This window comes from Thermophilibacter immobilis (assembly GCF_015277515.1).
Taxonomy (GTDB): domain Bacteria; phylum Actinomycetota; class Coriobacteriia; order Coriobacteriales; family Atopobiaceae; genus Thermophilibacter; species Thermophilibacter immobilis.
In genome coordinates this window covers 1,259,364-1,285,015 of the sequence record NZ_CP063767.1, presented here as the reverse complement: position 1 = coordinate 1,285,015, position 25,652 = coordinate 1,259,364, and the positions used below count along the sequence as shown (strand labels likewise).

At 67.2% G+C, this 25,652-nt stretch carries 30 protein-coding genes; 22 read left to right on the top strand and 8 right to left on the bottom strand.

Translation table 11 applies throughout. From position 1 onward, the window contains the following. Window positions 1-33: 33 nt before the first annotated feature. The 3 genes from INP52_RS05780 (at window position 34) to INP52_RS05770 (ending at window position 1,913) form a co-directional block, all read left to right on the top strand. On the top strand, window positions 34-807 hold the full coding sequence (locus tag INP52_RS05780) for a phosphotransferase (protein WP_194369899.1): 774 nt from the start codon (window positions 34-36) through the stop codon (window positions 805-807). 199 nt (window positions 808-1,006) lie between these two features. After that, window positions 1,007-1,666, top strand: a complete 660-nt coding sequence (locus INP52_RS05775; RefSeq protein WP_194369897.1) for a hypothetical protein — start codon at window positions 1,007-1,009, stop codon at window positions 1,664-1,666. Between the two features lies 1 nt (window position 1,667). Further along, complete coding sequence (locus tag INP52_RS05770) at window positions 1,668-1,913, top strand: hypothetical protein (protein ID WP_194369895.1); 246 nt, start codon at window positions 1,668-1,670, stop codon at window positions 1,911-1,913. Between the two features lie 203 nt (window positions 1,914-2,116). Here INP52_RS05770 and INP52_RS05765 read toward each other — a convergent pair whose 3' ends face one another. The 5 genes from INP52_RS05765 to INP52_RS05745 are packed head-to-tail and all read right to left on the bottom strand — an operon-like array spanning window position 2,117 to window position 5,163. Continuing rightward, complete coding sequence (locus INP52_RS05765) at window positions 2,117-2,653, bottom strand: dihydrofolate reductase (RefSeq protein WP_194369893.1); 537 nt, start codon at window positions 2,651-2,653, stop codon at window positions 2,117-2,119. A gap of 58 nt (window positions 2,654-2,711) precedes the next feature. After that, complete coding sequence (gene thyA / locus INP52_RS05760) at window positions 2,712-3,560, bottom strand: thymidylate synthase (protein ID WP_194369891.1); 849 nt, start codon at window positions 3,558-3,560, stop codon at window positions 2,712-2,714. Between the two features lie 38 nt (window positions 3,561-3,598). Next, complete coding sequence (locus INP52_RS05755) at window positions 3,599-4,009, bottom strand: hypothetical protein (RefSeq protein ID WP_194369889.1); 411 nt, start codon at window positions 4,007-4,009, stop codon at window positions 3,599-3,601. An 11-nt stretch (window positions 4,010-4,020) separates the two neighbouring features. Further along, entirely contained in the window at window positions 4,021-4,437 is a 417-nt protein-coding gene (locus INP52_RS05750) for a (deoxy)nucleoside triphosphate pyrophosphohydrolase (RefSeq protein WP_194369888.1), read from the bottom strand. 9 nt (window positions 4,438-4,446) lie between these two features. After that, complete coding sequence (locus tag INP52_RS05745) at window positions 4,447-5,163, bottom strand: acyl-[acyl-carrier-protein] thioesterase (protein WP_194369886.1); 717 nt, start codon at window positions 5,161-5,163, stop codon at window positions 4,447-4,449. Window positions 5,164-5,279: 116 nt separating this feature from the next. Here INP52_RS05745 and INP52_RS05740 point away from each other — a divergent pair, with 116 nt between their 5' ends. From INP52_RS05740 to INP52_RS05730, 3 genes are read left to right on the top strand one after another with little or no spacing between them, the layout of a single operon-like run. Further along, complete coding sequence (locus INP52_RS05740; protein WP_194369885.1) at window positions 5,280-6,350, top strand: Gfo/Idh/MocA family protein; 1,071 nt, start codon at window positions 5,280-5,282, stop codon at window positions 6,348-6,350. Between the two features lie 14 nt (window positions 6,351-6,364). After that, entirely contained in the window at window positions 6,365-7,030 is a 666-nt protein-coding gene (locus INP52_RS05735) for an AzlC family ABC transporter permease (protein ID WP_194369883.1), read from the top strand. Then, a complete protein-coding gene (locus INP52_RS05730; RefSeq protein WP_194369881.1) occupies window positions 7,027-7,338 on the top strand; it encodes an AzlD domain-containing protein in 312 nt (103 codons plus the stop codon). The genes INP52_RS05735 and INP52_RS05730 overlap by 4 nt, the downstream gene beginning before the upstream one ends. Window positions 7,339-7,528: 190 nt before the next feature. Here the strand turns inward: INP52_RS05730 and INP52_RS05725 are convergent, their stop codons facing one another. Next, entirely contained in the window at window positions 7,529-8,503 is a 975-nt protein-coding gene (locus tag INP52_RS05725; RefSeq protein WP_194369879.1) for a diacylglycerol/lipid kinase family protein, read from the bottom strand. Window positions 8,504-8,628: 125 nt separating this feature from the next. Here INP52_RS05725 and rnd point away from each other — a divergent pair, with 125 nt between their 5' ends. From rnd to INP52_RS05645, 16 genes are all read left to right on the top strand, one after another. After that, window positions 8,629-9,759, top strand: coding sequence for a ribonuclease D (rnd, locus tag INP52_RS05720; RefSeq protein WP_194369877.1), 1,131 nt, complete (start codon window positions 8,629-8,631; stop codon window positions 9,757-9,759). A 114-nt stretch (window positions 9,760-9,873) separates the two neighbouring features. Continuing rightward, a complete protein-coding gene (locus tag INP52_RS05715; RefSeq protein WP_194369875.1) occupies window positions 9,874-10,575 on the top strand; it encodes a zinc metallopeptidase in 702 nt (233 codons plus the stop codon). Then, window positions 10,575-11,921 (top strand): exodeoxyribonuclease VII large subunit, encoded by a 1,347-nt coding sequence (xseA, locus tag INP52_RS05710; protein ID WP_194369873.1) that lies wholly within the window; start codon window positions 10,575-10,577, stop codon window positions 11,919-11,921. The genes INP52_RS05715 and xseA overlap by 1 nt, the downstream gene beginning before the upstream one ends. 47 nt (window positions 11,922-11,968) lie before the next feature. Then, the gene (gene xseB / locus INP52_RS05705; protein WP_194369871.1) at window positions 11,969-12,241 is read left to right on the top strand and encodes an exodeoxyribonuclease VII small subunit; all 273 of its coding nucleotides are present in this window, start codon (window positions 11,969-11,971) and stop codon (window positions 12,239-12,241) included. Between the two features lie 23 nt (window positions 12,242-12,264). Beyond that, a complete protein-coding gene (locus tag INP52_RS05700) occupies window positions 12,265-12,612 on the top strand; it encodes a histidine triad nucleotide-binding protein (RefSeq protein WP_194369869.1) in 348 nt (115 codons plus the stop codon). A gap of 85 nt (window positions 12,613-12,697) precedes the next feature. After that, the gene (locus INP52_RS05695) at window positions 12,698-13,867 is read left to right on the top strand and encodes an acetate/propionate family kinase (protein WP_194369867.1); all 1,170 of its coding nucleotides are present in this window, start codon (window positions 12,698-12,700) and stop codon (window positions 13,865-13,867) included. Between the two features lie 246 nt (window positions 13,868-14,113). Then, a complete protein-coding gene (locus INP52_RS05690; protein WP_194369865.1) occupies window positions 14,114-14,956 on the top strand; it encodes a PRD domain-containing protein in 843 nt (280 codons plus the stop codon). A 99-nt stretch (window positions 14,957-15,055) separates the two neighbouring features. Further along, the gene (locus tag INP52_RS05685; RefSeq protein WP_194369864.1) at window positions 15,056-16,522 is read left to right on the top strand and encodes a PTS transporter subunit EIIC; all 1,467 of its coding nucleotides are present in this window, start codon (window positions 15,056-15,058) and stop codon (window positions 16,520-16,522) included. Window positions 16,523-16,616: 94 nt separating this feature from the next. Next, a complete protein-coding gene (locus INP52_RS05680; protein WP_194369862.1) occupies window positions 16,617-18,056 on the top strand; it encodes a glycoside hydrolase family 1 protein in 1,440 nt (479 codons plus the stop codon). 24 nt (window positions 18,057-18,080) lie between these two features. Then, complete coding sequence (locus INP52_RS05675; protein WP_194369860.1) at window positions 18,081-18,935, top strand: Cof-type HAD-IIB family hydrolase; 855 nt, start codon at window positions 18,081-18,083, stop codon at window positions 18,933-18,935. An 85-nt stretch (window positions 18,936-19,020) separates the two neighbouring features. Continuing rightward, entirely contained in the window at window positions 19,021-19,548 is a 528-nt protein-coding gene (locus INP52_RS05670; RefSeq protein ID WP_194369858.1) for a PTS sugar transporter subunit IIA, read from the top strand. A gap of 230 nt (window positions 19,549-19,778) precedes the next feature. After that, window positions 19,779-20,777 (top strand): glutamate ABC transporter substrate-binding protein, encoded by a 999-nt coding sequence (locus INP52_RS05665; protein ID WP_194369856.1) that lies wholly within the window; start codon window positions 19,779-19,781, stop codon window positions 20,775-20,777. A 104-nt stretch (window positions 20,778-20,881) separates the two neighbouring features. Next, window positions 20,882-21,541, top strand: a complete 660-nt coding sequence (locus INP52_RS05660) for an amino acid ABC transporter permease (protein WP_194369854.1) — start codon at window positions 20,882-20,884, stop codon at window positions 21,539-21,541. After that, complete coding sequence (locus tag INP52_RS05655) at window positions 21,538-22,371, top strand: amino acid ABC transporter permease (protein WP_194369852.1); 834 nt, start codon at window positions 21,538-21,540, stop codon at window positions 22,369-22,371. Before INP52_RS05660 ends, INP52_RS05655 begins: the two co-directional genes overlap by 4 nt. 25 nt (window positions 22,372-22,396) lie before the next feature. Next, entirely contained in the window at window positions 22,397-23,161 is a 765-nt protein-coding gene (locus tag INP52_RS05650) for an amino acid ABC transporter ATP-binding protein (RefSeq protein WP_194369850.1), read from the top strand. Window positions 23,162-23,218: 57 nt separating this feature from the next. Then, window positions 23,219-24,046, top strand: a complete 828-nt coding sequence (locus INP52_RS05645; protein ID WP_194369827.1) for a gamma-glutamyl-gamma-aminobutyrate hydrolase family protein — start codon at window positions 23,219-23,221, stop codon at window positions 24,044-24,046. Between the two features lie 42 nt (window positions 24,047-24,088). On the opposite strand, the gene INP52_RS05640 is transcribed toward INP52_RS05645, so the two are convergent. Then, window positions 24,089-24,610, bottom strand: a complete 522-nt coding sequence (locus INP52_RS05640) for a GNAT family N-acetyltransferase (protein WP_228478267.1) — start codon at window positions 24,608-24,610, stop codon at window positions 24,089-24,091. Continuing rightward, window positions 24,610-25,494: an aldose 1-epimerase family protein gene (locus INP52_RS05635; protein WP_194369825.1), complete on the bottom strand. Its 885-nt coding sequence runs from the start codon at window positions 25,492-25,494 to the stop codon at window positions 24,610-24,612. The genes INP52_RS05640 and INP52_RS05635 overlap by 1 nt, the downstream gene beginning before the upstream one ends. Window positions 25,495-25,652: the final 158 nt, after the last annotated feature.

The window sequence follows — 25,652 nt, the reverse complement described above, 5'->3', positions numbered from 1 at the left end:
CACGTTCGGTTCGTTGCCCAGAAGGAGGCAGCAATGGAACTCTCTGACAGTAAGGTCGAACTCGCACGGCGCCAGAACAAGGTCGTCTACCGGGACGGCGCGCGCGTGGTCAAGGTCTTCAACGCGGCGAAGCCGGCCGGCGACGTCTTCAACGAGGCGCTCAACATCGCGCGCATCGGCGAGACGGGCATCAGACACCCCCACGTGCTCGAGGTCTCGCAGGTCGCTGACGGCTCCTGGGCGCTCTCCACGCAGTACGTCGAGGGCAGGGTGCTCGACGAGTTCTTCGTCGAGTCCTCGGGCACGCCCGCGTTCGACGGCTACCTCGAGCAGTTCGTCGACCTGCAGGTGGCCGTCCAGGGCACGCCCGCCCCGACCCTGCTCAACGCCCAGCGCGAGAAGATCTCCCACATGATCGCCGTCCTCGAGGACCTCGACCCGACGATTCGCTATGACCTGCAGATGAAGGCCGACCGCATGATGCCGGGTCGCAGCGTCTGCCACGGAGACTTCAATCCCACGAACGTCATCGTGGGCGCCGACGGCGAGCTCTACGTCTGCGACTGGGCCCACGTCACCCGCGGCCTGCCCGAGGCCGACGCCGCGATGACCTACATCCTCACCGCCGACAAGTCTCCCCAGACCGCTGCGGCCTACCTGGACCTCTACGCCCAGAAGGCCGATGTCCCCAAGCAGAAGATCCTCTACTGGGTGCCCGTCGTGGCCGCCGCCGAGCTCTCGCGCGGCCGCAAGGAGAACGAGGAGACCCTGAGGGCCTGGGTCAACGCCGCCAACGACTACGAGTAGCGCGTCCGCGTCCGAGCCCCCGCGTCTCTCGGCCCGTCAGCCCCTTTCGGCTGGCGGGCCGTTTTGCGTGTGTTCGGTCCCGGCTCATCCCCCTCTCTTCGCCCCAATCCTGAAGAGGCGGAGCGGGGAGAGGTGCCGGCAGCTCGTCTTGTGACCGATTGGGATAAGCTTACGTGCGGACACGTCTGAAGGGATCTCCATGGACAATCGCATGCGTCTTCGTGCCGTCGCGGCGGGGCTTCTCACCCTCGTGCTGGTGGTGGGCCTTGCGGCTTGCACGTCGGACGAGGACAAGGCCAAAAAGGCCGTGAGCGGCGTACTTGACGGCTATGTCGTACCCGCCGATGACAACCAGAGAAAGAAGCCCGATGATGACGCCTGGGCCTCGGCGAACTTCGGTGACGAGGCCACGATGGGGGTCCTCCAGACGTATGGGGTCGATCCGGACGAGTGGCATCGCCACTGCTTCTCGCACTTCTCCTACGAGGTGGGGGAGGCCGTCGTGGAGGACAAGAGCGCCGCGGTGAGCGTCACTGTGACCAACGCGAGCCTGGCCGGTGCCGTGGAGGCAGCCGGGACGGACTTCGCGGCCTTCGCCCAGACGGACGAGGTGCAGACCGTCTCCCAGGAGGGTGGCCGTCCCGCGCTCTTCTCGAAGCTCGTGCAGGGCGTCTATGACCACCTGGGCGCCGACGAGGACCTCGTCTCCACCACGGTGAGCCTCACCTGCACGAAGGATGATGACGGAACTTGGACCTTCGACCCCGCGGGCAACGAGGAGTTCTTCTCGGCGCTCTACGGCGGCTCGGACGTCCTTGCGGGGCTTTCCGCTGCCGCTAATGACACGAATGGAGCATAGGGTGTCGAGGAACTCTTATCGTACGCTTGCAATCCTTGGTGCCGTGCTTGCCGTCATCTTCTTTGCCTGCTACGCATGGTATCCGCAGGCCTTTCCCGGCCTGGGCTACAAATCCTATCTGGTGGGGACCCAGGGCCTCGGCGCGGTCTCGCTCGGCTTTCTCCTCTATGTCGCCGCGCTCCCCCTGGGCATAGCTGGGGTTATCGTGGCGCTCGTGCCGGGCTTTCTTCTGTGGCATCGCCGATAGGGGCCGACCAGGAATCGACGAGCCTGCCATGGAGCGCGGTTCGGCCTCTCTCGGGAGGACTTCTGTGCGCCATGGCACGCTCGTGTCCATGCTCCGTTATTGAAGGGTACGTACACTCTCTCTTGGGGTATGTACGCAGTTGCGCTTTTTAAAGCGGGGTCATCTGAGAGAGTCCGCAGGTAGGGCTCTTGGCGAGAAGAGCATCAATCTAGAAATTGTGTACGTACCTTGGGGAGGGGTGTGCGCGCCCTATACGCCCGCCGGTACGTCACGAACGAGAAGGCCGTGCCATCCTCGGTGGTCCCTCCCGGCTCCTGCGCCTCGACGACCCAGGACGGGTCGGCGTCCAGGTCGGGGAAGTAGGCGTCGGCCGGCAGCACGCAGTCGTGCTTGGTCACGTAGGCGCGCGTGCAGCGGTCGATGAGGGCGGCGTAGACCGAGGCGCCGCCGATGAGCCAGACCCGCTCGGGGTCGTCGTCCGCCACGAGACTCACCGCGGCGACGGGAGAGCCCGCGACCTCGACCCCCGCGGGGACCTCGTCCGGCCGGCGCGAGATCACGACGTTCCTGCGCCCCTTGAGGGGCCCGCCCGGGAAGCTCTCGAGGGTCCTGCGGCCCATGATGACGGTGCCGCCCCGGGTGTGCTCCACAAAGAAGCGCATGTCGGCGGGGTTTCTCACGAGCAGGGCACCTGATCTGCCGATGCCCCAGTCGGACGTCACGGATACGATGGCGTTCATGATGCCTCCTCGGCTCTCTCGGCTTCCAGCCCTTGACTCACGCTCGGCCGTGTGCGACCTAGACGGCGATGGGGATGTTCTTGACCTGCGGCCCGTGCTCGTAGCCCTCGACGACAAGGTCGTCGCAGGTGAAGTCGTAGAAGTCCGTGACCTCGGGGTTCAGGCTCACGTGCGGCGCGGGGTAATGGGGCCTCTCGATGAGCTCGCGGACGATGTCCACGTGGCGGTCGTAGATGTGCGCGTCTGCGATCATGTGGACGAGCCCCCCGGCCTCCATGCCCGAGACCTGGGCGACCATCATGAGCAGCAGGGCGTACTGGCAGACGTTCCAGTTGTTGGCCGCGAGCACGTCCTGGCTGCGCTGGACGAGCAGCATGTTGAGGGTGGGCCGCTCGGCACCGGGCTCCTGCGTCACGTTGTAGATGGCGTTGAAGGCGCAGGGGTACAGGTGCATCTCGGAGAGGTCCGAGAAGGTGTAGAGGTTCGTCATGATGCGCCGCGAGTAGGGGTTCTCGCGCAGGTCGAACAGGACGCGGTCCATCTGGTCGAAGTCGCCCTCGGGGTAGCGGGACGTGACGCCCACCTGGTAGCCGTAGGCCTTGCCGATCGAGCCTGACTCGTCGGCCCACGCGTCCCAGATGTGGGAGCGGAGGTCGCGTACGTTGTTCGACTTCTTCTGGTAGATCCAGAGGACCTCGTCCAGGGCGGACTTGAGGGCGGTGCGGCGCAGCGTGAGCGCGGGGAACTCCTCGCGCAGGTCGTAGCGGTTGCACACGCCGAAGCGCTTGAGGGTGTAGGCGGGGGTGCCGTCCTCCCAGCGCGGGCGGACGCGCTGGCCCTCGGTGGTGGTTCCGTGCTCGATGATGTCGGAGCACATGGAGACGAAGAGGTCGTCGGCCTTGCTCATGAGGCGTTCCTTCCTGCGTGCGGGGGCGTCGACGCGACCTAGCGCGCCGAGGGGCTCGAATCCAGAGAGCTCGTCAGGAGGGAAAGCCCGTCGAGAGGGCCGCTCCTCTCCGGCGAGCCGTCATGGAGCTCGTTGAGGTACTCGTCGTAGGGCTCGTAGTCGTCGGAGTAGGAGTCCTCGTCAGGGTAGTTATCGTAGTAGTCATAGTAGTCGTAATGGTCATAGCCGTAGTCATCGGGACGCGCGTATCCCGAGGTGGTGGCAATCTGGCCCACGGCGGACACGCAGCTGGAGAGGCTCAGGGTGAAGAGGGCGAGAAGCCCCACGACCAGGGCCGTGACCACGTAGGCGACGGGTCCCGAGCGCGCGTTGTCGGGGGAGGTGGTCGCGCTCGCGCTCTCTATGACGGGTGGCACGCGCGTCGGCCGCCGGTCGTCTGTCTCATCCATGCGCATCCTCCCTAGAGGTGCTCGGGCTCGAAGGTGTTGTCCCAGAACAGGCCCAGCTCGCGCACGAGGCGCACGTCGGCGGGGAGCCACTCCACGTCGAGGAGCTCGGCCTTGCTCAGCCAACGCAGCTCGTCATGGACGATCCCTCGGGGTTCCTCGCCATGCGCGAGCGTGCAGACGAAGCAGTCCATGCTCAGGTGGAAGGCGGGGTAGTCGTACTCGATGGTGTCGTAGGGCCACATGAGCTGCAGGTCGCAGCCGAGCTCCTCTGCGATCTCGCGGCGCAGGGCCTCCTCGGGGGTCTCGCCGTCCTTCACCTTGCCGCCGGGAAACTCCCAGCCGCCGGCCAGCTTGCCGTCCGTGCGATGTCCCGCGAGGACGCGCTCGTCACGATAGATGATGGCCGCCGAGACGTGGGTGATGGGCATGTTGTCCCCCTACCTTGTCTTGAGCCTGACGAGGGCGTAGTTCGTCCCCGCCTCGTCTTCGAGCTCGACGACCCAGCCGCCCCCATCCTCGTGCGCCACAGCAACGATGGAGTCTCCCAGCCAGGCCATCTTGCGGTACTGCACCGAGAGGCGCGCGAGGTCAATCGCGTGGCCCAGCTCCGCGAGCGCGTCCAGGGCGAAGAGCACGTACTGGGCGTTGTTGACGTGTCGGTTCGTGTCGAGGTTCTGCTCGCCGACCACGATGGTCTGACAGCGCCGCCCTCCCTCGGGAACCCGAATCTTGCGCTCGAAGGGGGCCATGTCCAGGCGCTTCTCGCCGGTGAAGTAGGCGCGCTGGTCCTCGGGGACGCGCGTGGCGCGCTGCTTGGCCGTGTCGAACATGAGCCACTGCGAGTCCGCGCGCACGAGGGTGCGCCCCTCGCAGTCCAGGATCTGGAAGTTCCTGAGCGCGTGTGCGTGCGTTATCTCATGGCACCAGGTCGAGACCGTGATGGGGGTGTTGAAGAGCGGCAGCTCCTCTATCTCTATCTGCCAGGCACCAAGAACCCACGCAAGGCCGCGCTCGCCGAGGGGCCCGAACCCTATGCCCAGGCTCTCGGAGTGGAAGGTCGAGCAGTCCTGCAGGTAGTTGATCATGGCGACGAGCGAGAGGCGCCCGTCCTTGTCGCATTCGCTGTAGCGCACGCGAGCGTCGAATGAGTACATAGGACTCCCGTCATCAGATCTTTCCACCAAAACCATAGCAGGTCGCAGACCCTGCGCACGAGAAAAGCACGTAGTGTACAATCGGGCAAAACGGCGCGGTGCGCGAGGAGGATACCATGGACAAAAAGGTGCGGTTTGCGACCATAGGAACGAGCGGCATCTGCGAGCAGTTCCTGCAGGCGCTCCCCCTCTCCGAGGAGGGGACCTACGTGGGGGCCTACTCGCGTGACCGCGCCCACGCGCGCGCGTTCGGCGAGCCCCACGGGGCGCGCCTGTTCTTCGACGACCTCTCCACGCTCGCGACCAGTCCCGAGGTGGACGCCGTCTACGTGGCGAGCCCCAACGCCCTGCACGCACCCCAGGCGCTCGAGCTCATCGCGCGCGGGAAGCACGTCCTCGTGGAGAAGTCCCTCGCCTCCAACGAACGCGAGGCCCAAGACGTCTTCGACGCGGCGCGCACGGCCGGCGTGGTGGCCATGGAGGCCATACGCAACCTCTACGTTCCCACCTTCGACGCCATCGAGCGCACCCTGGGCGAGCTGGGGCGCGTTCGCCAGGCAACCCTGCGCTTCGCCAAGGTCACCTCGCGCATGGCCCGCCTTGCCGCCGGCGAGCGGCTGAACATCTTCGACCCCCGCATGTCCGCCGGGGCCCTCATGGACATCGGCGTCTACTGCGTCGAGCCGGCGGTGGCGCTGTTCGGCGTCCCGCAGACGGTGCGCGCCCTCGGAGTCACCGCTGCCGTGCCCGGCGAGCCCGAGGGCAGCGCATACGCCACGATCGACCTGGCCGGTGAGGTCCTTCTGGGCTATGGCGACAAGATCGTGAGCATCTCCTACGGCAAGGCGGCCGACGACATGCTCTCCTCGCAGGTGGCGGGGGAGAAGGCCACGCTCGTCTGGGACCAGACGTCGTGCCCCGTGAACCTACGCGTCCACGAGCATGAGGACAAGGGCATGGTCTTTCGCGTGGGGGCCGAGGAGCTGCGCCCCCTGGAGGTCGAGGTCCCCGAGAGGGACATGGTCTGCGAGATCGACGCCTTTGTCGGTGCCGTTCGGGGCGACGCGGCCGCGCTCGCGCGCCGCGAGCGCTTCGAGGGCGTGACCCTGGGGTCGCTTCACGTGATGGACGAGGTGCGCCGTCAGGTGGGCGTGCGCTTCCCGGCAGACGAGCGCGCGGAGGCGTGAGGTCCCTGCCAGACATGCGGCCAGCCCTGTCCGCAGCCGCCCCCGTGGCGCTCGGCTACGTGACGATCGGCCTCCCCTGCGGCGTGATGGCCTCCCAGGCGGGGCTCGCCTGGTGGCAGGCCCTCCTGCTCTCCTGCACGTTCTACTCGGGCGCGGGGCAGTTCATGATGTCCTCCATGGCGCTCGCCGGCGCGCCCCTGGCCTCGATCGTGGCCAGCATCACCTTGGTGAGCAGCAGGCAGATGCTCTACGCGGCGGCCTTCTCGCCCTACTTCTCGCAGGTGGGACGACCGCTCGCCGCCCTGTTCTCGGCCACGGTGACCGACGAGAGCTTCGGGGTCAACCTCGAGCGCTTCGCGTCCGACGGGGGATGGGACGCCGTGAGCGCCGTCTGCGTGAACCTCGTCAGCATGGCGTCGTGGACCCTGTCGAACACCGTGGGGTGCGCCGCGGGTGCCGTCATCGCCGTGCCCGTGGCCGTGATGTCGTTCGCCATGACTGCGATCTTCATCTGCCTGCTCGTGGGCCAGCGCTGGGACTCCACCACGCTCGTGGTGGTGGCCTGCTCGGTGGTCGTGGTGGCGCTCATGAAGCTCGCGGGTCTCGGCGGGGCGGCCGTGGTGGTCGGTGCTGTGGCGGGGGTCGTGGCGGGCATGGCCAGGGGGGCGCTTGCCCGATGAGCGGGGAGGGCTTCTGGGTCTTTTATGCCTGCGTGCTCGCGGCGATACTCGTCTTTCGCTGCGTGCCCCTCTTCGCCCTCAAGGGCCGCACCCTCTCGCCGCGCGTGAGCGAGGCGCTCGGGTTCATCCCGCCCGCCGCCTTCGCGGCCCTCGTGGCCAACGACCTCATCGACCCCGCGGCCGGCCCGGACCCGGTGCCGCTCGTCTCGGCGGCGCTCGTGGTCCTGGTGGCCCGCAAGACCGGCTCGCTCATCTGGTGTGCCCTGGCGGGCATGGCGGTCTACGCGCTGCTGTCGCTCGTGCTGTAGCGGGCTGGCACCCGTGCTGCTCAGGAATTGAGGGCTACGGCGCGCGGAGGGGTCGCCTTGCGCAAGAATCACGGGCTGCGGCACGTCCCAACCTCTCGAAATCTGCCAGGGCTCGAAATTCGCGAGCGGCCGAGAAACGCAGGCGAGAAATCCAGCCGGGCCAACGGTGAGAAACCCGCCGCGCGGCGCCCTACGCGTCTGGGTAGGCGATCACGTCGGAGCCCCCGAAGCGCGAGGAGCCGTCATCGATCGTGCCGTAGGGGCTCATGGCGTCCACGATGAGGCGGACGCAGCGGGGCAGGGCGCGCGCTTCGTAGGCGATGACGCCGTCGCAGACCACGTCACCGTCCACCTCGAGCGGCATCGGCTCGCTCGCCTCGACGCGAATCGAGCGACCCTGGAAGCTCTCCAGAAATGGTCGCCCCAGCGCCTTGCCGCTCCTGTCCGCGAGCCCGAGGGCGAGCGGGGCGAGCAGCTGGGCGGTCGCCGAGGTCTCCACCACGATGACGTCGAGCAAGCCGTCGTCCATGCGGCAGTTGGGGACGATCTGGATGTCCCCCTGGATCATGGCGTTGTTCGCCACGAGGCAGGTGATGCCGTCGCGCTCGACGCTGTCTCCGTCCACGGTGATGGCGAAGCGCTCGACGGCCGGCCGGGGGTTGGTGAGGGCGGCCGCGAAGTAGGCGGCCTGCCCCATGAGCGCCTTGTTCGGCAGGGCCGCCTCCATGAGCTGGGCGTCGAAGCCGGTGCCCGACATGAGGCCAAAGCCGCGCACCTGCCTGGTGCCGTCCGCGTCCGTCCACGAGATCTCGCCGAGGTCGACCTCGGCCACCTTGCCCGCGCGGCAGGCGCGCGCGAGCGCCGTGGGCTCGGGGGCGTTGCCTATGTTGGCGCACAGGAGGTTGGCCGTACCTGAGGGAAAGACGCAGACGGGAACCCCGGTGTCCCTGAGGGCGTAGAGCAGCGAGGTAACGGTCCCGTCGCCGCCCGAGACTACGACCACGTCGAAGCGTGTCGCGTCCGCGCAGACGTCGGTGGCCACGAAGTCGTCGGCCAGGACGCGCAGCAGGCACTCGTCGCCGTCGTGGACGAGCACCCGCTCGAACTGGAAGATCGCGTCCGAGCCAAAGCCCGACTTCGGATTGTGAATGATAAGCGCACGCACGCCTTTTGCTCCCCAGGAATCGGACCGGACCATTGTCTGTATCATATACTGCGGCAGGCCTGCGAGGGGCCGCCGAAGACGTCCCCGTATGTTATCTCGAACCTCGCACGACAGAATCGAGCGCCGTGTACCTCTCGAACCAATCCGAGCTTCAGGCCTTCTGCGAGCGCGCGGGAGACTCCAGGGTCCTTGCCGTCGACACCGAGTTTCTCCGCGAGAAGACCTACTACCCCCGGCTCTGCCTGGTCCAGGTGGCCGCCGGCGACCAGATTGCCGCGATCGACCCGATTCTCATCGAGGACCTCTCGCCCCTGTCCGCCCTGTTTGAGGACCCCTCGGTGACCAAGGTCTTCCACGCGTGCACCCAGGACCTCGAGGTCCTGCTCGATGGCATGGGCTGCGCCTGCGCGTCGGTCTTTGACACGCAGCTCGCGGCCGCCTTCCTGGGCATGCGCCAGCAGGTGAGCTACGGCTCGCTCGTCGAGGCCTACTGCGACGTCCGCCTGCCCAAGGCCGAGGCGCTCACCGACTGGTCGCGCCGCCCGCTCGACCCCGAGCAGCTCACCTACGCCGAGGACGACGTGCGCTACCTCACGGGCATCTACGAGCGCATGATGGCCCAGCTCGTCAAGGCCGATCGCCTGGGCTGGGTGGAGCCCGAGATGCGCGAGCTGACGGACGTGTCTCACGTCCGTCGCGAGCCGCGCGAGGCCTTTACCCACCTTAAGCGCGCCGGCTCGCTCACCCGTCGCCAGCTCGCCGTGGCCCGCGAGGTCTGCGCCTGGCGCGAGAGGACTGCGGCCGAGCGCGACGTCCCGCGCAAGTGGGTCCTGTCCGACGAGATCGTGGTCGAGGTGAGCAAGCGCATGCCCACGTCCCCTGAGCGCCTGAGGCGCATCCGCGGGACCGAGCAGCTCTCCGAGCGCGTCTGCCGTGCCCTCGTGGAGGACGTCGAGAAGGGCGTGGCGTGCCCGGCCGAGAAGTGCCCCAAGGTGAGCCGCCGCGCGCGCCTGTCGAGCGAGTCCGAGGGCGTCGTCGACCTCATGTACGCGGTCATGCGCGTCATATCCGAGAAGAGCGGCGTGGCCACCCAGCTCATCGCCACGCGCGACGACCTCCTCGACTTCCTCCATGACCGGGGCGCGTCGCGCCTGGGCCGCTCGTGGCGCTGGGAGCTCGCGGGAAAGACCCTCGGCCGGCTGCTCTCTGGCGAGGTTGGCGTCACGGTCAAGGAGGGGCGCATCGAGCTGCTCTAGGCGTGCCCTGTCGTCTGTGCCGCTTTGCCGCCAGACGGGGTTTGTGTCCCGCCCGCTGGGTAGAATGGTCGAGAACAGCGAGGGGTCTCTTTCGTCTTGTGATTGGAGTCACGCATGCCCCTGTACTTTGGTTATGGAATCGACGTGGGCTACTACGTCATCGCGCTCGTCGCGCTCGTGATCGGCGCGCTCGCGCAGGGCTACATCAGGCGCACCTACCGCAAGTGGTCGGAGGTCGACTCGGGCATCCCCGGCACCGGGGCTGACGTCGCGCGCCGCATGCTCGAGGAGGGGGGTGCCGGCGAGGTGGGCATTACGCGCGTGGACGGCACCCTGACCGACCACTACGACCCGCGCGACAACCAGCTGCACCTCTCCCAGGACAACTACCGCGGCGGATCGGTCGCCTCGGTCGCCGTGGCCTGCCACGAGGCCGGACACGCGGTCCAGGCCGCGCGCGGCTTCGTGCCCTATCGCCTGCGCTCGGCCCTCGTGCCGGCCGTGAGCCTGGCCGAGCGCTCCTGGACCCTCGTGCTCCTGCTTGGCGTCTTCCTGAACACGGTCGGGCTTGTTCAGGTCGCCCTCGTCCTGTTCGCCGTCTCGGTCGTCTTCCAGCTCGTGACGCTGCCCGTCGAGATAGACGCCTCCCGGCGCGCGGTCGCCTACCTCGGCGCGCGCGGCTCGGGCCTAGACGAGCGCGGGGCCCGCGCGGTGCTCACCGCCGCGGCCCTGACGTACGTTGCCGCGGCCCTCACCTCCGTCATGCAGCTCGTCTACCTGCTCGCCCGCTACGGGAACCGCGGGGGCAGGCGCTGATGGCCCGGGAGAAGAGCTCGCCCATCAGCGTCACCGACGCCGTGGCCTTCGCCAGGGGAAGCGTCGACGCCTGGCCCACGCTCGTGGTCAACGGCGAGGTCTCGGGATTCCGCGGTCCCAACGCGCGCTCGGGGCACTGCTACTTCGAGGTCAAGGATGATGGGGCCTCCATGAGCGTGATCGTGTGGCGCGGTACGGCGGCCAAGATGGGGTTCGCCCTGCGTGACGGCCTCGCGGTGCAGCTCACGGGTAAATTCGACGTCTACAAGGCGTCCGGCAAGCTCTCCTTCGTGGCGAGCAGGGTCGAGGCGGCGGGGGAGGGGCTCTTGCGCCAGCAGGTCGCCGAGCTCGCCCGCGCCCTCGAGCGCGAGGGCCTCATGGCCCCCGAGCGCAAGCGGAGCGTCCCCGCGTTCTGCTCGCGCGTCTGCGTGGTGACGTCGCTTTCGGGCAGCGTCATCGAGGACGTCAAGCGCACGCTCGCGCGGCGCAACCCCCTCGTGGAGATAGACGTGGTGGGGGCGAGCGTGCAGGGCGCCGGCGCCGCGGCCACCATCGTGCGGGCGCTCGGCGTCGCCGCGGCCGCGGCCCCCGACGCCATCCTGCTCGTGCGCGGAGGAGGCTCTTTCGAGGACCTCATGTGCTTCAACGAGGAATCCGTGGCCCGCGCCATCGCGGCCTGCCCCGTCCCCGTCGTCACCGGCATCGGCCACGAGCCGGACACCTCGATCGCGGACATGGTGGCCGACCGGCGCGCCTCCACGCCCACCGCCGCCGCCGAGTCCGTGGCCCCGGCGATCGACGAGGTCGAGCGCCAGATGGTCCAGCGCCAGGTGCGCCTGGGCCGCTCCATGGACGCCCTGCTCGTCGCATGCTCTCAGCGGGTCGAGGGGCTCTCCCGCCTCGCCGCCAACGCGATGGGCTCCGGGCTCTCCCGTCGTCGCGTCTCCCTTGACGCGCTCGGGAGCCGTCGCTGCCTTACCGACCCCTACGCCCCCACCCGAGACCGGCAGACGGAGCTCATGCAGACCGAGCAGCGCCTCCACGACGCCATTCCCCGCTCCCTGGCCCGCCAGGCCGCAGGGCTCGACCAGGCGTCCGGGCGCCTGCGTCTCGTGGGGGAGCGCCTCACGCGCACCGGCGAGGCGACCTTCGCGCGGCTCTCTGCCTCGCTCGACGCGCTCTCGCCGCTCTCGGTTCTCGCGCGCGGCTACGCGATCGCACGCGACGGGGCGGGGCACGTGGTGAAGGACGCCCAGGTGCTCGCGGCGGGAGACGAGGTGAGCCTCGTTTTGGGCGTGGGCTCCGTCGACGCCACCGTCACGCGCACGCACGCCTGGTCCCACTAGACCCAGCTCGCATACAAGACGCCTCACGGCGCAGAAAGGAACACCCCATGGCAGACGAGAAGTACCCCAGCATCAAGGACATGACCTTCAAGGAGGCCTCCGTCGAGCTCGAACAGATCGTGCGGTCCCTGGAGGCCGGCGACCTTGAGCTCGAGGAGTCCCTCGAGCGCTACACGAGGGGCGTCGAGCTCCTCAAGAGCCTGCGCGAGCGCCTCACGGGCGCCGAGCAGAAGGTCCGCGTCCTTCTCGACGCCACTAACGAGGCGGCCCCCACGACCGACACCGCCTCGGCACCGGCGACCGCCTTCATAGACGAGTAGGTCCCGCACCCGAAGGGAGCACCATGTCAGACTGCATCTTCTGCAAGATCGCCCACGGCGAGATTCCTAGCGACCTCCTCTACGAGGACGACAACGTCGTCGCCTTCGAGGACCTCAACCCCCAGGCCCCCGTTCACGTGCTCGTGGTCCCCAAGGCCCACTACGCCACCCTCCTCGAGGACGTGGACGCCCCGACCCTGGTCTCCATGAGAAGGGCCGTGGCCAGCGTTGCCAAGAGGTTCGACCTGGGCGAGCGCGGCTTTCGCTGCATCGTGAACACGGGGGCCGACGCCGGGCAGACCGTCATGCACTTGCACCTCCACGTGCTCGGGGGCACCCCTCTGGGCGAGGGCCTCTTGCCGGACGCGTAGCGCGGTGCCCGCCGAGGCTTCCAAAGGGATATCATGAGCAGGTTGTCGCAGCCTAATTGTGGGAAAGACCCACGAGAGGAGAGTCATGAACGTTCTTGTCATCAATGCTGGTAGCTCGTCGCTCAAGTACCAGTTCCTGAACGTGGACACGCGCGAGGTCTACGCCAAGGGCAACTGCGAGCGCATCGGCATCGACGGGTCCTTCGTGGGCCACGAGGAGAACGGCGGGCCCAAGCAGAAGCTCGAGGTCGCGCTGCCCGACCACCGTACCGCCATCAAGCACGTCTTTGAGATCCTCAAGGCCGTCGACGCCCCCATCGACGGCATCGGCCACCGCGTGGTCCAGGGCGGCTGGTACTTCCCCGAGTCTGCCCTGGTCACCGACGAGACCCTGGGGTGGGTGCGCGAGGTCGCGCCCCTGGCGCCCCTGCACAACTACGCCGAGGCCGACGTCATCGAGATCTGCCGCGACATGTTCGCCCAGATCGGCAACGTCATCGTCCCGGACACCGCCTTCCACTACCACATGCCCGAGCACGCCTGGCGCTACGCCCTGCCGCGCGACGTGGTCGACACCTACCACGTGCGCAAGTACGGCGCCCACGGCACGAGCCACCGCTTCATCTGGCGCACCGTCCACGAGCTTCGGGGCGACAAGACCCATCGACTCGTGAGCTGCCACCTGGGCTCCGGTGCCTCCCTGTGCGCCATCGAGGACGGCAAGTGCATGGACACCACGATGGGTCTCACGCCGCTTGACGGCCTGATCATGGGCACGCGCTGCGGCACCATCGACCCCTCCACGGTCGTGTACCTCAACCGCGTCGGTGGCTACTCCATCGACCAGATCGACACCATGATGAACAAGGAGTCGGGCCTTCTCGCCGTCTCGGGACGCTCCTCGGACTCCCGTGACATCGAGGAGGGCGCGCACGTCGGCGACGAGCACTGCCAGATGGCGCTCGAGATGTTCTACTACCGCACCGCGCAGCTCTTCGCTGAGATGGCCTCGTCGATGCAGGGCGTGGACACCATGGCCTTCACCGCCGGCATCGGCGAGAACTCCGCCGAGATGCGCCAGGGCGTGGCCGATCGCCTCGCCTGGATGGGCGTGCACCTAGACGCCCAGAAGAACGCCGTGCGCTCCGACGAGCCGCGCGTGATCTCCACGCCGGACTCCGCGATCACCTGCATGGTGGTCCCCACCAACGAGGAGTACATGATCGCCCTCGACGTCGCCGAGCTACTCGGCTAGGACGCCTACTGGCATCACCTGCAGTCTTTGAGGCCGCCCCGACGCATCTGCCTGCGTCGGGGCGGCCCTTTTTGCAGTTGGTCACGCCGAGGGAGGTCTGCTCGTCCGCTCCCCAAAATGTCCTTGCGGCCCCTTGCAAGGAATGCTATAAATAAATCCTGCAAGGTTGTTACTCCTCGGGAGGCATTACTTGCGCAGTGGTTGCTCGTAGGCCCGGTGCGCAGTTTGCCCCTAAGGAGTTTTTTCATGGCCATGCGCGTCACCAAGAAGGTGAACAACAACGTTGCCCTCGCCCTCGACGAGGCGGGCAACGAGGTCGTGATCTTCGGGCGTGGGGTGGGATTTCCCCCCATGCCCTATCTGCTACGCGACGAGCGACAGATCAAGCGCGTCTTTCGCGACGTGAGCGCCCGCGTCGCCGAGGCCGCCGCCACGATCTCGGATGGGGTCCTCGTGGTCTCCTCGGACATCGTGGACCTCGCTCGCGTCGAGCTCGGCGAGATGACGCGGCTCTCCCCGAACCTCGTCTTCACGCTCGCCGACCACCTCCAGTTCGCGGTCGAGCGCGTGGGGGAGAGCATCACGATCGAGAATCCGCTTGCCGCCGACGTGGCCTACGTCTACCCGCGCGAGTACGGGCTCGGCAAGACCGCCCTCGGCATGGTAAAGGGGCGCGTGGGCGTTGAGCTGCCTCCCACTGAGGCCTGCTCGGTCGCGCTGCATATCGTGAGCGGGGAGGCGGGCGAGGGCCAGGGTGACATGAGCCTGGTTGTCAGGAGCGCCCTGGACATCGAGAAGATCACGGGCATCGTCGAGCGTGAGCTCGGCGTCACGCTCGCGCGCGACTCCTACGCCTACGTGCGCTTCGTCGCGCACCTACGGTTCCTCCTGGGTCGCCTGCTCAAGGACGAGAGTGTGGCCTCCCCCAACAGAGCCCTGTTCGACGAGGCGGCCCGCGACTTCCCCCAGACCTACGCCTGCGCGCGTCAGATCAACGACTATCTCACCGAGGCGCACGGCCTGTCGTGCACCAGCGAGGAGCTGCTCTACCTCATGATGCACATCGGCCGCCTCTCGGCCCTGCACTAGATTCGACCCCTCTGCCCTGGGCCCGGGGCGAGGGTTCGCATAGCACGGCACGGCCAGAGGCGGGCACCCGCCCGCTCGAGACAGCAAGGGAGGATCGGCATGGCAAAGAAGAACTACTCGGAGCTGGTCGACGCCATCTACGAGAACGTGGGTGGCAAGGACAACATCGTGCGCGTCGCGCACTGCATCACGCGCCTGCGCTTCGTCCTCAAGGACGACGCCAGGGCCAACACCGAGGTCATAGAGAAGACCCCAGGCGTCATCAAGGTCATGGTGGCCAACGGCCAGTACCAGATCGTCATCGGCAACAAGGTCGAGGAGGTCTACGACCAGTTCCTCGAACGCACCCACCTCTCCGGCGTGGGTGAGGTAGGCGTAGACGACGAGCCCGACGACGGCAAGAAGAAGTCCGTCGCCTCGACGGCCATAGACCTCATCTCGGGCATCTTCCAGCCCATCTTGGGGACCTTCTCGGCGGCGGGCATCATGAAGGGCCTGCTCGCCCTTTTCACCTTCCTGGGATGGATGTCCACGACCGACGGTGCCTACATGGTGCTGTATACCATCGCGGACGGCTTCTTCTACTTCCTGCCGGTCGTGCTCGGCTTTACCGCGGCGCGCAAGTTCAAAATGAGCGAGTTCAACGGGCTGGCCATCGGCCTGGCGCTCGTCTACCCGACGACGGTCGCCCTGACCGCGAGCGAGGTTCTCGGCACCGTCAACTTCGGCTTTCTGGGCACCTTTTCCTGGTATGCCACCTTCTTCGGCATCCCCATCATCATGCCCGCCGCCGGCTATACGAGCTCCGTCATTCCCGTGCTGCTCATGGTGTGGGCGGGCTCCAAGGTCGAGCGCTGGGTCAAGAGCTGGATCCCCGACTCGCTGAGGATGTTCTTCGTGCCCCTGATCACCGTTACCGTCGCGGTCGTGGGCGGCTACCTCATCATCGGCCCCATCGCCACGGTCATCACCAATCTGCTCGGTGGATTCTTTGGCGTGATCTTCAACCTGCCGGTCGTCGGGCGCCTGTTCGGGTGCGTCCTGGTCTCCGCGTTCTGGATGCCGCTCGTGATCTTTGGCTTCCACTGGAGCCTCGTTCCCATCGGGATCGTCAACCTTACGACGCTCGGATCTGACTACGTGCTCGCGGCCATGATCGGCCACTCCTTCTCCCTCGGCGCGGTTGTCTTTGCCATGTACCTCAAGAACAGAGACCAGGCGTTTCGCGAGATCGCCCTTCCGGCCATGATCTCCTCGTTCTTCTTCGGCATCACCGAGCCCGCCATCTACGGCGTCGCCCTGCCGGACAAGAGGGCCTTCGTGAACGCCTGCGTCGGCTCGGTGGCCGGTGGCATCGTCATCGCCCTGTCGGGCTCGCTGCTCTACATCAGTGGGGGCCTGGGCATGTTCAACTGGCTCTCCTACATCGATCCCGCCGGTGGCGCGGGCATCACGGGGATGGTCTGGGCCATCGTCGCCTCGCTCGCTGCAGCGGTCGTGGGCTTCGCGATCGAGTTCGCCACCTACAAGGCCCCTGCGCTGCCCGCCGTCGAGGCCGGCAAATAGTCTGCTTACGTGGGGCGCCGCCCGTGTCAGAAGGCGGCGTCCCTCACTCGGGCGGGGCGCGCACGCGTCTTGTCCCATCGGAAAGGAGAGACACATGGCAACGACGTTTCCCGAGGGCTTCTTCTGGGGCGGTGCCACGGCGGCCAACCAGTTCGAGGGAGCCTGGAACGTCGACGGGCGCGGCGCCTCCGTAGACGACCACTTCACGGGTGGCACCGTTGATCGGCCCCGCGAGATCACGCGCGCGATCGACCCCGACCGCCTCTACCCCAACCACGACGGCATCGACTTCTACCATCGCTACGAGGAAGACATCGCCCTTCTCGCCGAGATGGGCTTCTCCATGCTGCGCCTGTCCATCTCGTGGTCGCGCATCTACCCTAACGGTGACGACGCCGAGCCCAACGAGGCCGGGCTCGCGTTCTATGATCGCGTCTTCGACTGCTGCCAGGCGCACGGCATCGAACCCATGGTGACGATCAGCCACTACGAGATGCCCTACCACCTCGTCGAGAAGTACAACGGCTGGGCGAGCCGCGAGCTCATCGGGCTGTTCGAGCGCTTCTGCCACGCCATCTTCGAGCGCTACCAGGACAAGGTCCAGTGGTGGCTCACCTTCAACGAGATCAACGCCGGTGCCCTGGGCATGGGCTCCATGCTCTCGACCAGCCTCATCCAGGGCTTCGAGGGTCCCGCGAGCGCGCTCACGACCACGCTCCAGGAGCGCTACCAGGCCCTGCACCATCAGCTTGTGGCCTCCGCGCGCGTCGTGCGCTACGCTCACGAGCATTACCCTTGCTTCAAGATGGGCGACATGAACATCTTCGCCCTGTCCTATGCCGCAACCTGCGATCCTGCCGACGAGCTCGCCAACCAGGCCATGATGCGGCGCGTGAACTGGTACTGCTCCGACGTGCAGGTCAGGGGCGCCTACCCCTCCTACGCCCGTCGCCTCTGGGAACGGAGCGGCGTCGACCTCTCGATTGAGCCGGGCGACCTGGATGACCTCGGCGCGGGCACGGTCGACTTCTACACCTGCTCCTACTACATGAGCAACGTCATCGCCGCCCACGAGCTGGAGCAGACCAAGGGCAACATGGGCCTGGGCGGCGTGAACCCCTACCTCGAGCAGACCGAGTGGGGCTGGCAGATCGACCCCGTCGGCCTGCGGGTGGCCCTCAACCAGATCTACGACCGCTACCAGATTCCCCTCTTCGTGGTCGAGAACGGCATGGGGGCCCACGACGAGGTCGTGGACGGACGCGTCCACGACGACTACCGCATCTCCTACCTCAAGAAGCACGTGAGGGCCATGGCCGAGGCCGTGGACGATGGCGTGGACCTGCGCGGCTACACCTGGTGGGGCCCCATCGACCTGGTCAGCGCCAGCACCGGAGAGATGCGCAAGCGCTACGGGTTCGTCTACGTGGACAAGCACGACGATGGCTCGGGCACCAACGAGCGCCTGCGCAAGGACTCCTTCTACGCCTACCAGAAGATCATCGAGTCCAACGGCGCCGAGGGCGTCGACTAGCCCAGACGCGTGGGGAGGAGTTGCATGAGCGACAGGAGGGTCGTCTTTCTCGACGTCGACGGCACGATCACCACCTACGAGAACGTCATCCCCGCGAGCGCGCGCCGGGCCATCGGCCAGGCGCGCTCGCGGGGCCATAAGGTGCTCATGTGCACTGGTCGCTCGAAGGCGGAGAATCCGCCGGAGCTCTGGTCCGTGGGCTTCGACGGCATGATCGGCGGCAACGGCTCCTACGTTGAGGTCGAGGGCGAGGTGGTGATGCACCAGGTCCTGACTGCCGGGCAGTGTCGTCGCATCGTGGACTGGTGCCACGCCCGCAGCCACGAGTTCTACCTCGAGACCAACGACGGCCTGTTCGTGTCCGAGCGCTTCAGGGAGGCTTCGGGACCCGTTCTGCGCGCCTATGCCAGGAGCAGGGGTACCGAGGCCCCCGAGGGCGCGGAGACGGAGCTTCATGGCTCCGTCTACGGCGGCGAGCTCTATCGCGACGACGTCAACAAGGTGAGCTTCATCCTCAGCGACTACCAGGACTATCTTGACGCCAGAGAGGCGTTTGCCGACATGAGGGTCGGGACCTGGGGCGGCAGGGGAGAGAAGGCCCTGTTCGCAGACGTCGGACTTGCGGACGTGGACAAGGCCCGCGCTGTTCGCATGGCCGCGGAGCACCTGGGCGTCCGGATATCTGACACCATAGCCATGGGCGACGCCAAGGTGGACATACCCATGCTCGAGGCCTGTGGCGTGGGGGTGGCCATGGGATCGGGCGGCGAGGAGATACGCGCCATGGCCGACTACGTTACCACGGACGTTGACAAGGACGGCCTGTGTCACGCCTTCCGGCACCTCGGTCTGATCGGGGACCCCTTTCTGGAGAATTGAGCGCGCGAGGGACGTGGCTGCCAGCCAGTCTTAAACTAAACGCATGAAACGTCCGCCTCGCCCGAGGCAAGCTAGGGAGTGACACATGAGTTTTCTCGACAGATTCAAGAAGGCAGAGCCTGCAAGGCCTGCGTCCCTGTCCGTCACCGCGTCCGCGACGGAGGTCCTCGCGCCCGTCTCGGGCGAGGGCGTGGCCATGGCGGCCCTTCCCGACCCGCTCTTCGCGGGTGGGGCCATGGGCACGGCGTACGGCGTCGAGCCCGCCGACGGCATCGTCTACGCCCCGGTCTCGGGCACCGTCACGGCCACCACAGCGACCCTGCACGCGGTGGGCCTGTGCTCCGATGCCGGCGTCGAGGTGCTGATCCACGTGGGCGTGGACACCGTCAACATGAAGGGGGACGGCTTCGAGAGCTTCGTCGAGAAGGGCCAGCGCGTCGCTGCCGGCGAGCCGCTCATGAGCTTCGACCGCGCCAAGATCAGGCAGGCTGGCTATCCCGACACGGTGATCGTCGTCATCACCAACACGGACGACCTCGCCAGGGTTGAGCCCGTTGCCCCCGCTCACGTGAGCGCCGGCGAGAAGATCTTCGAGGTTGCCTCGGCGCGCTGACGCGCCTTGGCATCCGGTGGGCAGGCGAGCGACCGCGACGATCCCCTAGGGCGTCACAGCCGTTTTTTATATCTATACGCTTCAGATAAACCAATGAAATTGGATTCATTTTTTGTACCCTATTGTTAGGGGTTTATTGCGGGCGCCGCACAAGGAACTAGAAAGGCTAAAGAAGGGGTAAACTTTTTTGGAACCGAACGCAGAAGCGCTCCCAAGGGAAGGGAATCCCCATGTCACTGAGCAATCTCACCGTAAGCCGCCGCCAGGTCGTCGGCCTGGGCCTCGGTCTCGCCACGACCCTTGGCCTTGTGGCCTGCGGCTCCTCCGAGTCCTCTGATGCCTCCGGCTCCTCCAGCACGGACAGCTCCACGGATGCGACCGAGGACACCGAGGACGAGACCGTCCAGATCGACTCGTCTGCCTACGACGCCCTGATTGCCACGGGCTCCGTCGCCGACGACGCGGCCATCTCCGCGAGCACCTGGGCGACCAAGGTCAAGGACGCGGGCACCATGCGCGTCGGCGGCGTCCAGACCTCGATGCTCTTCAGCCTCCTCGACGAGACGGACGGCAAGCTCCGTGGATTCGACGCCGGCCTCGCGCAGCTCCTGGCCCGCTACGTCCTGGGTGACGAGTCCAAGATCGAGAACACCCAGGTCACCTCTGACACGCGCGAGTCGGTCCTGCAGAACGACCAGGTCGACACGGTCTTTGCCACCTACTCGATCAGCGACAAGCGCAAGGAGGTCATCTCCTTCGCCGGCCCGTACTACACCACCCAGCAGTCCATCCTCGTCAACGTCGACAACACGGACATCAACTCCGTGGACGACCTCGCGGGCAAGAACGTCGCCGCCCAGTCCGGCTCGACGGGCCCCTCGATCCTCGAGGAGCTCGCCCCCGACGCCACGATCCAGGAGTTCAAGACCGACGAGGAGGCCCGTGCGGCGCTCTCCCAGGGCCGCGTCGACGCCTACGTCATCGACACCAACATGCAGCTCGGCAGCATGGTGCGCAACCCCGGCAAGTATCGCCTCGCCGGCGATCCCTTCGGCCCGGTCGACGCCTACGGCATCGGGCTGCCGCTCGACTCCGACGGGGTCGACTTCGTGAATGTCTTCCTGCACAAGGTCGAGGACGAGGGCCTCTGGGAGGACCTCTGGAAGATCTGCATCGGCAACCGTGCCGGCATCGAGGATGTCCCCGAGCCTCCCGCCATCGGTGCCTAGGACGTGAGCGCACGGCCCTTTTCTGCGAACGGGCCGCGGGCGTGTACTGGTAGCAGGTGGGGCCTCCGCACATGGTGGAGGCCCCACGTGCGTGAGGAGGTTGCATGGGGCTCACGGAGCTTTTATCGACATACGGGCAGAGGTATCTGGACGGCCTGCTCGCCACCTGGAGCATGACGGCCGTCTCGTTTCTGCTCGTCATGGTGCTCTCCGTGCTCGTCACGGTCATGCGCGTCTCGCCCCTTGGCCCCCTGCGCGCGGTGGGGGACTTCTACGTGCAGGTGTTTCGCAACATCCCCGGTGTCGCGCTGCTCATTATCATCGTGTACGCGCTTCCCAACTTGAGGGTCGTGCTTGACTACCGCGTCTGCGTGATCGCGACCACGGTGCTGCTCGGCTCGGCCTTTGGCTCGGAGAACTTCATGAGCGGCATCAACACGATCGGCGTGGGGCAGATAGAGGCCGCTCGCTCGCTCGGCCTCTCCTTCACCCAGATCCTGCGCAGGGTCGTGATACCGCAGGCCCTGCGCACGACGGTCCTGCCCATGACCAACCTCCTCATAGCCGTGATGCTCACGACTGCCCTGGGCTCGCAGGTGCCCCTCTCGCCGCTCGAGCTCACCGGCGTCGTCTCCTACGTCAACACCCGCACCACGGGAGGCGTTCTGGCGTTTCTGATCTCGGCGGCCGGCTACCTGGGCACGGCCTTCGTCGTGAGCCTGGCGGGCAACCGCCTCGACAAGAGGGTGAGGATCCTGCGATGAGCACCCGCGCACCCGCGGCCGACTCCATGCGCGACGCCCTCTACGAGGCCCCCGGCCCCCGGACGCGTCGAACCATCAGGATCGGGACGGCCCTCTCCGCCCTTGTCGTCCTGGTCGGCCTCGCCGCCGTCGTGCGACAGTTCTACGTGACGGGGCAGCTCGCCCCGCAGTACTGGTCATTCTTCCTCGCGTCGACCACGTGGAGCTTTCTACTTAAGGGCTTCGTGGGCACCGTCGAGGTCGCCTTCACGGCCGGCCTCATTGCACTCGCCCTGGGCCTTCTGCTCATGCTCGGGCGCACGAGCTCGTGGCGTCCGCTCTCGGCCGTCTGCCGCGTGGTCATCGACTTCTTCCGCGGGGTCCCCAGCCTGCTGCTCATCTACTTCTTCTTCCTCGTGGTCCCGCAGTACGGCATTAAGATCTCCTCGTTCTGGATGCTCACGCTTCCCGTGGCGCTCGCCGCCTCGGGGGTGCTCGCCGAGGTCTTTCGCGCCGGCGTCAACGCCGTGCCCACGGGGCAGGTGGAGGCCGCTCTCTCGCTCGGCCTCTCTCCCGCCAAGACAATGCTCAGGATCGTCCTCCCGCAGGCCGTGCGCTACGTGATTCCCTCGCTCATCTCGCAGCTCGTGGTCGTGGTCAAGGACACCACGGTCGCCTACGTGGTGAGCTACCCCGACCTCATGCAGAACGCGCGCGTCCTCATCACCCGCTACGACTCGCTCGTCTCGATGTACCTCGTGGTGGCCGTCATCTACATCCTCATCAACTACGTCATCAACAAGGTGTCCGTCTACGTCTCGCGGCGCACGGGCGTCAAGATCATCCGCTAGCCGCGGACCCACCGATCGGAGAGCCATGACACAGAAGAGCGCAGGCCTGGGCGACGCGCCCCTCATCGAGCTTCGCCACGTCGAGAAGCACTTCGGGGACCTTCACGTGCTCCGGGACATCAACCTCCAGGTCAGAAGAGGAGAGGTGCTCGTCGTCGTGGGGCCTTCGGGCTCAGGCAAGTCGACGCTGTGCCGCACGATCAACCGCCTGGAGACCATCGACTCCGGTGAGATTCTCGTCGAGGGAGCTCTGCTGCCGCAGGAGGGAAAGGAGCTCACCGCCATGCGCGCCGAGCTCGGCATGGTCTTCCAGTCGTTCAACCTCTTCTCGCACATGAGCGTCCTGGACAACGTCACGCTCGGACCCATCCAGGTCCTCGGCATGAAGAAGGACGAGGCCGAGAGACGCGCGATGGAGCTCCTCGAGCGCGTGGGCGTGGCCGAGCAGGCCAAGAAGGTGCCCGCCCAGCTCTCCGGCGGCCAGCAGCAGCGCGCCGCCATCGCCCGCTCGCTCGCCATGCGCCCCAAGGCTATGATGTTCGACGAGCCCACGAGCGCGCTCGACCCCGAGATGATCAACGAGGTCCTCGACGTCATGGTCGGCCTGGCCCGTCAGGGCATGACGATGGTCGTGGTCACGCACGAGATGAGCTTCGCCCGCCGCGTCGCCGACCGGGTCGTCTTCATGTCCGAGGGGCAGATCGTGGAGGAGGCCGCCCCGGCCGACTTCTTCGACCACCCCGCCACCGGGCGCGCCCGGGAGTTCCTGGACTCCATCAAGGGCCACTAGCTCCCTGCTCCTGTTCCTCTTGTCATTCGACCGCCGTCATCTTGGAGGTTTTTTCGCATGTCCTCTCGTCCCACGTGCTCTGTCCGCCGCCCGCTCATCCTTGTCTCCCCGCGCTGGGAGTCCTGCGAGCCCTGCGTGCGCATGCCCGAGAAGCTGGCTCCCGAGGAGGCCATAGCGAGCGTCTTCGCCGACGCCATCATCGCCGCGGGCGGGATGCCGCTCACGATGCCGCTCACGGACGACTCCGTGCTCATGGAGACCTTCGTTGACATGTGCGACGGCGTGGCCCTGCCCGGCGGTCAGGACGTGAACCCGCGCCTGTGGGGCGACGAGGGCGACTACGACCCGCGCATGCTCTGCGACAAGCGCGACGCCTTCGAGCTCGAGCTGGTGCGCCGCGCCCTGGCGGCCAACAAGCCCCTCTTTGCCACCTGCCGCGGCATGCAGCTCCTGAACGTGGCCCTGGGGGGAAGCCTGTGCATGGACGTCCCCAGCCTCGAGCCGCGCGCGGGCATGGCCCTGTGGCGCCACGAGATGATCCTCAACGACCCGGCCCACCCAGTCGAGGTCGAGGAGGAGACGCTGCTCGCGCGCAGCGTCGGGAGCGCCCGCCTCATCCAGGTGAACTCGAGCCACCACTGCTGCGTCGAGCGGCTCGGCGAGGGCGTGCGGCTCGTGGGGAGGGCGACCGACGGGGTCCCCGAGGCTATCGAGGTCTCCTCCCAGCGCTTCTGCCTGGGTGTCCAGTGGCATCCCGAGTACACCTGGGGCAAGATCGAGACCGACTTCTCGCTCTGGAGGGCCTTCGTGGACGCCTCCGCCCGGACGACTCACGAGGGGAAGGGCGCTCCCGTCGAGCCTGCCCCGGTCAAGCTCGCGAGGTAGCTTCTTCTCGCTCGTCTTTGAGGGGCGACCGGGCGCCGCGCGCTAGAAGGCCAGCGCGCCCTCGCGCGCGAAGTGGTAGGCCACGCGCGGGGTGCCGTCGGCGACCCAGATGGTCCCGCATGAAACGAAGCCGCAGCGCTCGAGCGCGCCGCGCATGGGGAGGTTGCTCTCGTGGGTGTCCGCGCGCACGTTGCCGTGGCGCTCGCAGGCCCACCTGAGGAAGCGGGAGCCCAGTCCGCGCCCTGACGTGCTCACGGCGACGCGGTGCACGACCCAGTAGGGGGCGTCATCGAGCCAGCCCTCTCCCTCGATGCGCTCGTAGGTGGGGTCGGGGCCCGAGAGAAGGCTCAGGCAGGCCGCCGGCCCCGCGCCGTCGTCGATCACCCAGAGCGCCCCGGCTGCGAGGTCCCTCTGGGCGTCGACGCGACCGGGATAGGCCCCCGTCCACTGGGTGTGGTTGCCCTGCGCGCGCATGAAGGCGCGGGCGCGCTCGTAGAGGGCGGCCACGGCGTCGAGGTCCTCCTCGCGGGCCCGCCGCGGCCCCGCCTCCGATGCGACCCCCACTAGAAGGGCCTCAGAAAGAGGGAGCGCTCATAGGAGCCGCCGGGCCCAAGCGTGACGGTGCCGCGCTTCTCCTCGAACACGTCAGACTCGTCGTAGCAGGTGGCGCAGCCGCACCAGGGCTCGAGGGCCACGAAGGGGGAGTCGGCGGACGCGGTCCAGACGCCTAGGTAGTCGAACCCGTCGAAGCCCAGCTCCACGCCTCGCCCGCTGCGCGTGCCCCTGAGCGTCACCGCGTTTCCGGGCACCTCCGTAAAGACGAGCGTGAGCAGGCGCTCGATGAGCTCGTGGGTGAGCGGCAGGCGGTCGTCGTCGCGTAGGACCTCGTGCGTGCGCGAGAAGTCGTGCAGGCCGTCCGCGTCGATCGTAGGGACGCGCGCGGTCCAGGGTCGCTCGAAGACGAGCTCGTAGTCCGAGAATCCCTCGCCCGTCCCCGGCACGGGCACGTTGAAGGCCGGGTGCGCCCCCAGCGTGAAGGGCAGGTCCGCCTCGCCGGCATTGGTCACGGCGAAGGTCTGGACGAGCCTGTCGCCCTCGAGGGCGTAGGTCATGTTGAGGCGAAAGTCGTACGGATAGGCGGCGCGCGTCTGCTCGGTGGAGGCGAGCTCGTAGGTCACGCTCGACTCCGTCTGTCTGACCACACGGTGCTCGTAGAGGCGCGCGAGGCCGTGGCGCTTGAGACGGACCTCTCCCGCTGCGCTGATGGCGTGGTCGTTCCTCAGGCGCCCGACTATGGGGAACAGGATCGGGGCACGGCGGGCCCAGAAGCGCTCGTCTGCCTGCCAGAGGTACTCGGTCCCGTTTCTCCTGAGGCTCATGAGCTGGGCACCGAGTGAGTCCACCTGAGCCTCGAGCAGGTCGTTTCTGATGCTGGCGAGCTCTGACATGGGCTCTCCCGTCCACGAGGATTTGCGACCTCTCCACAATATCCCTGACGGGGCCGCGCCGCCATCCGGAGCGCTCAACTGACAAAAACAGCCCGCTGGGCGACTCCATCTAAATAAAGTGCCTTAAGGTTGTTATCCTTCAGAGATGCGCCCCGACC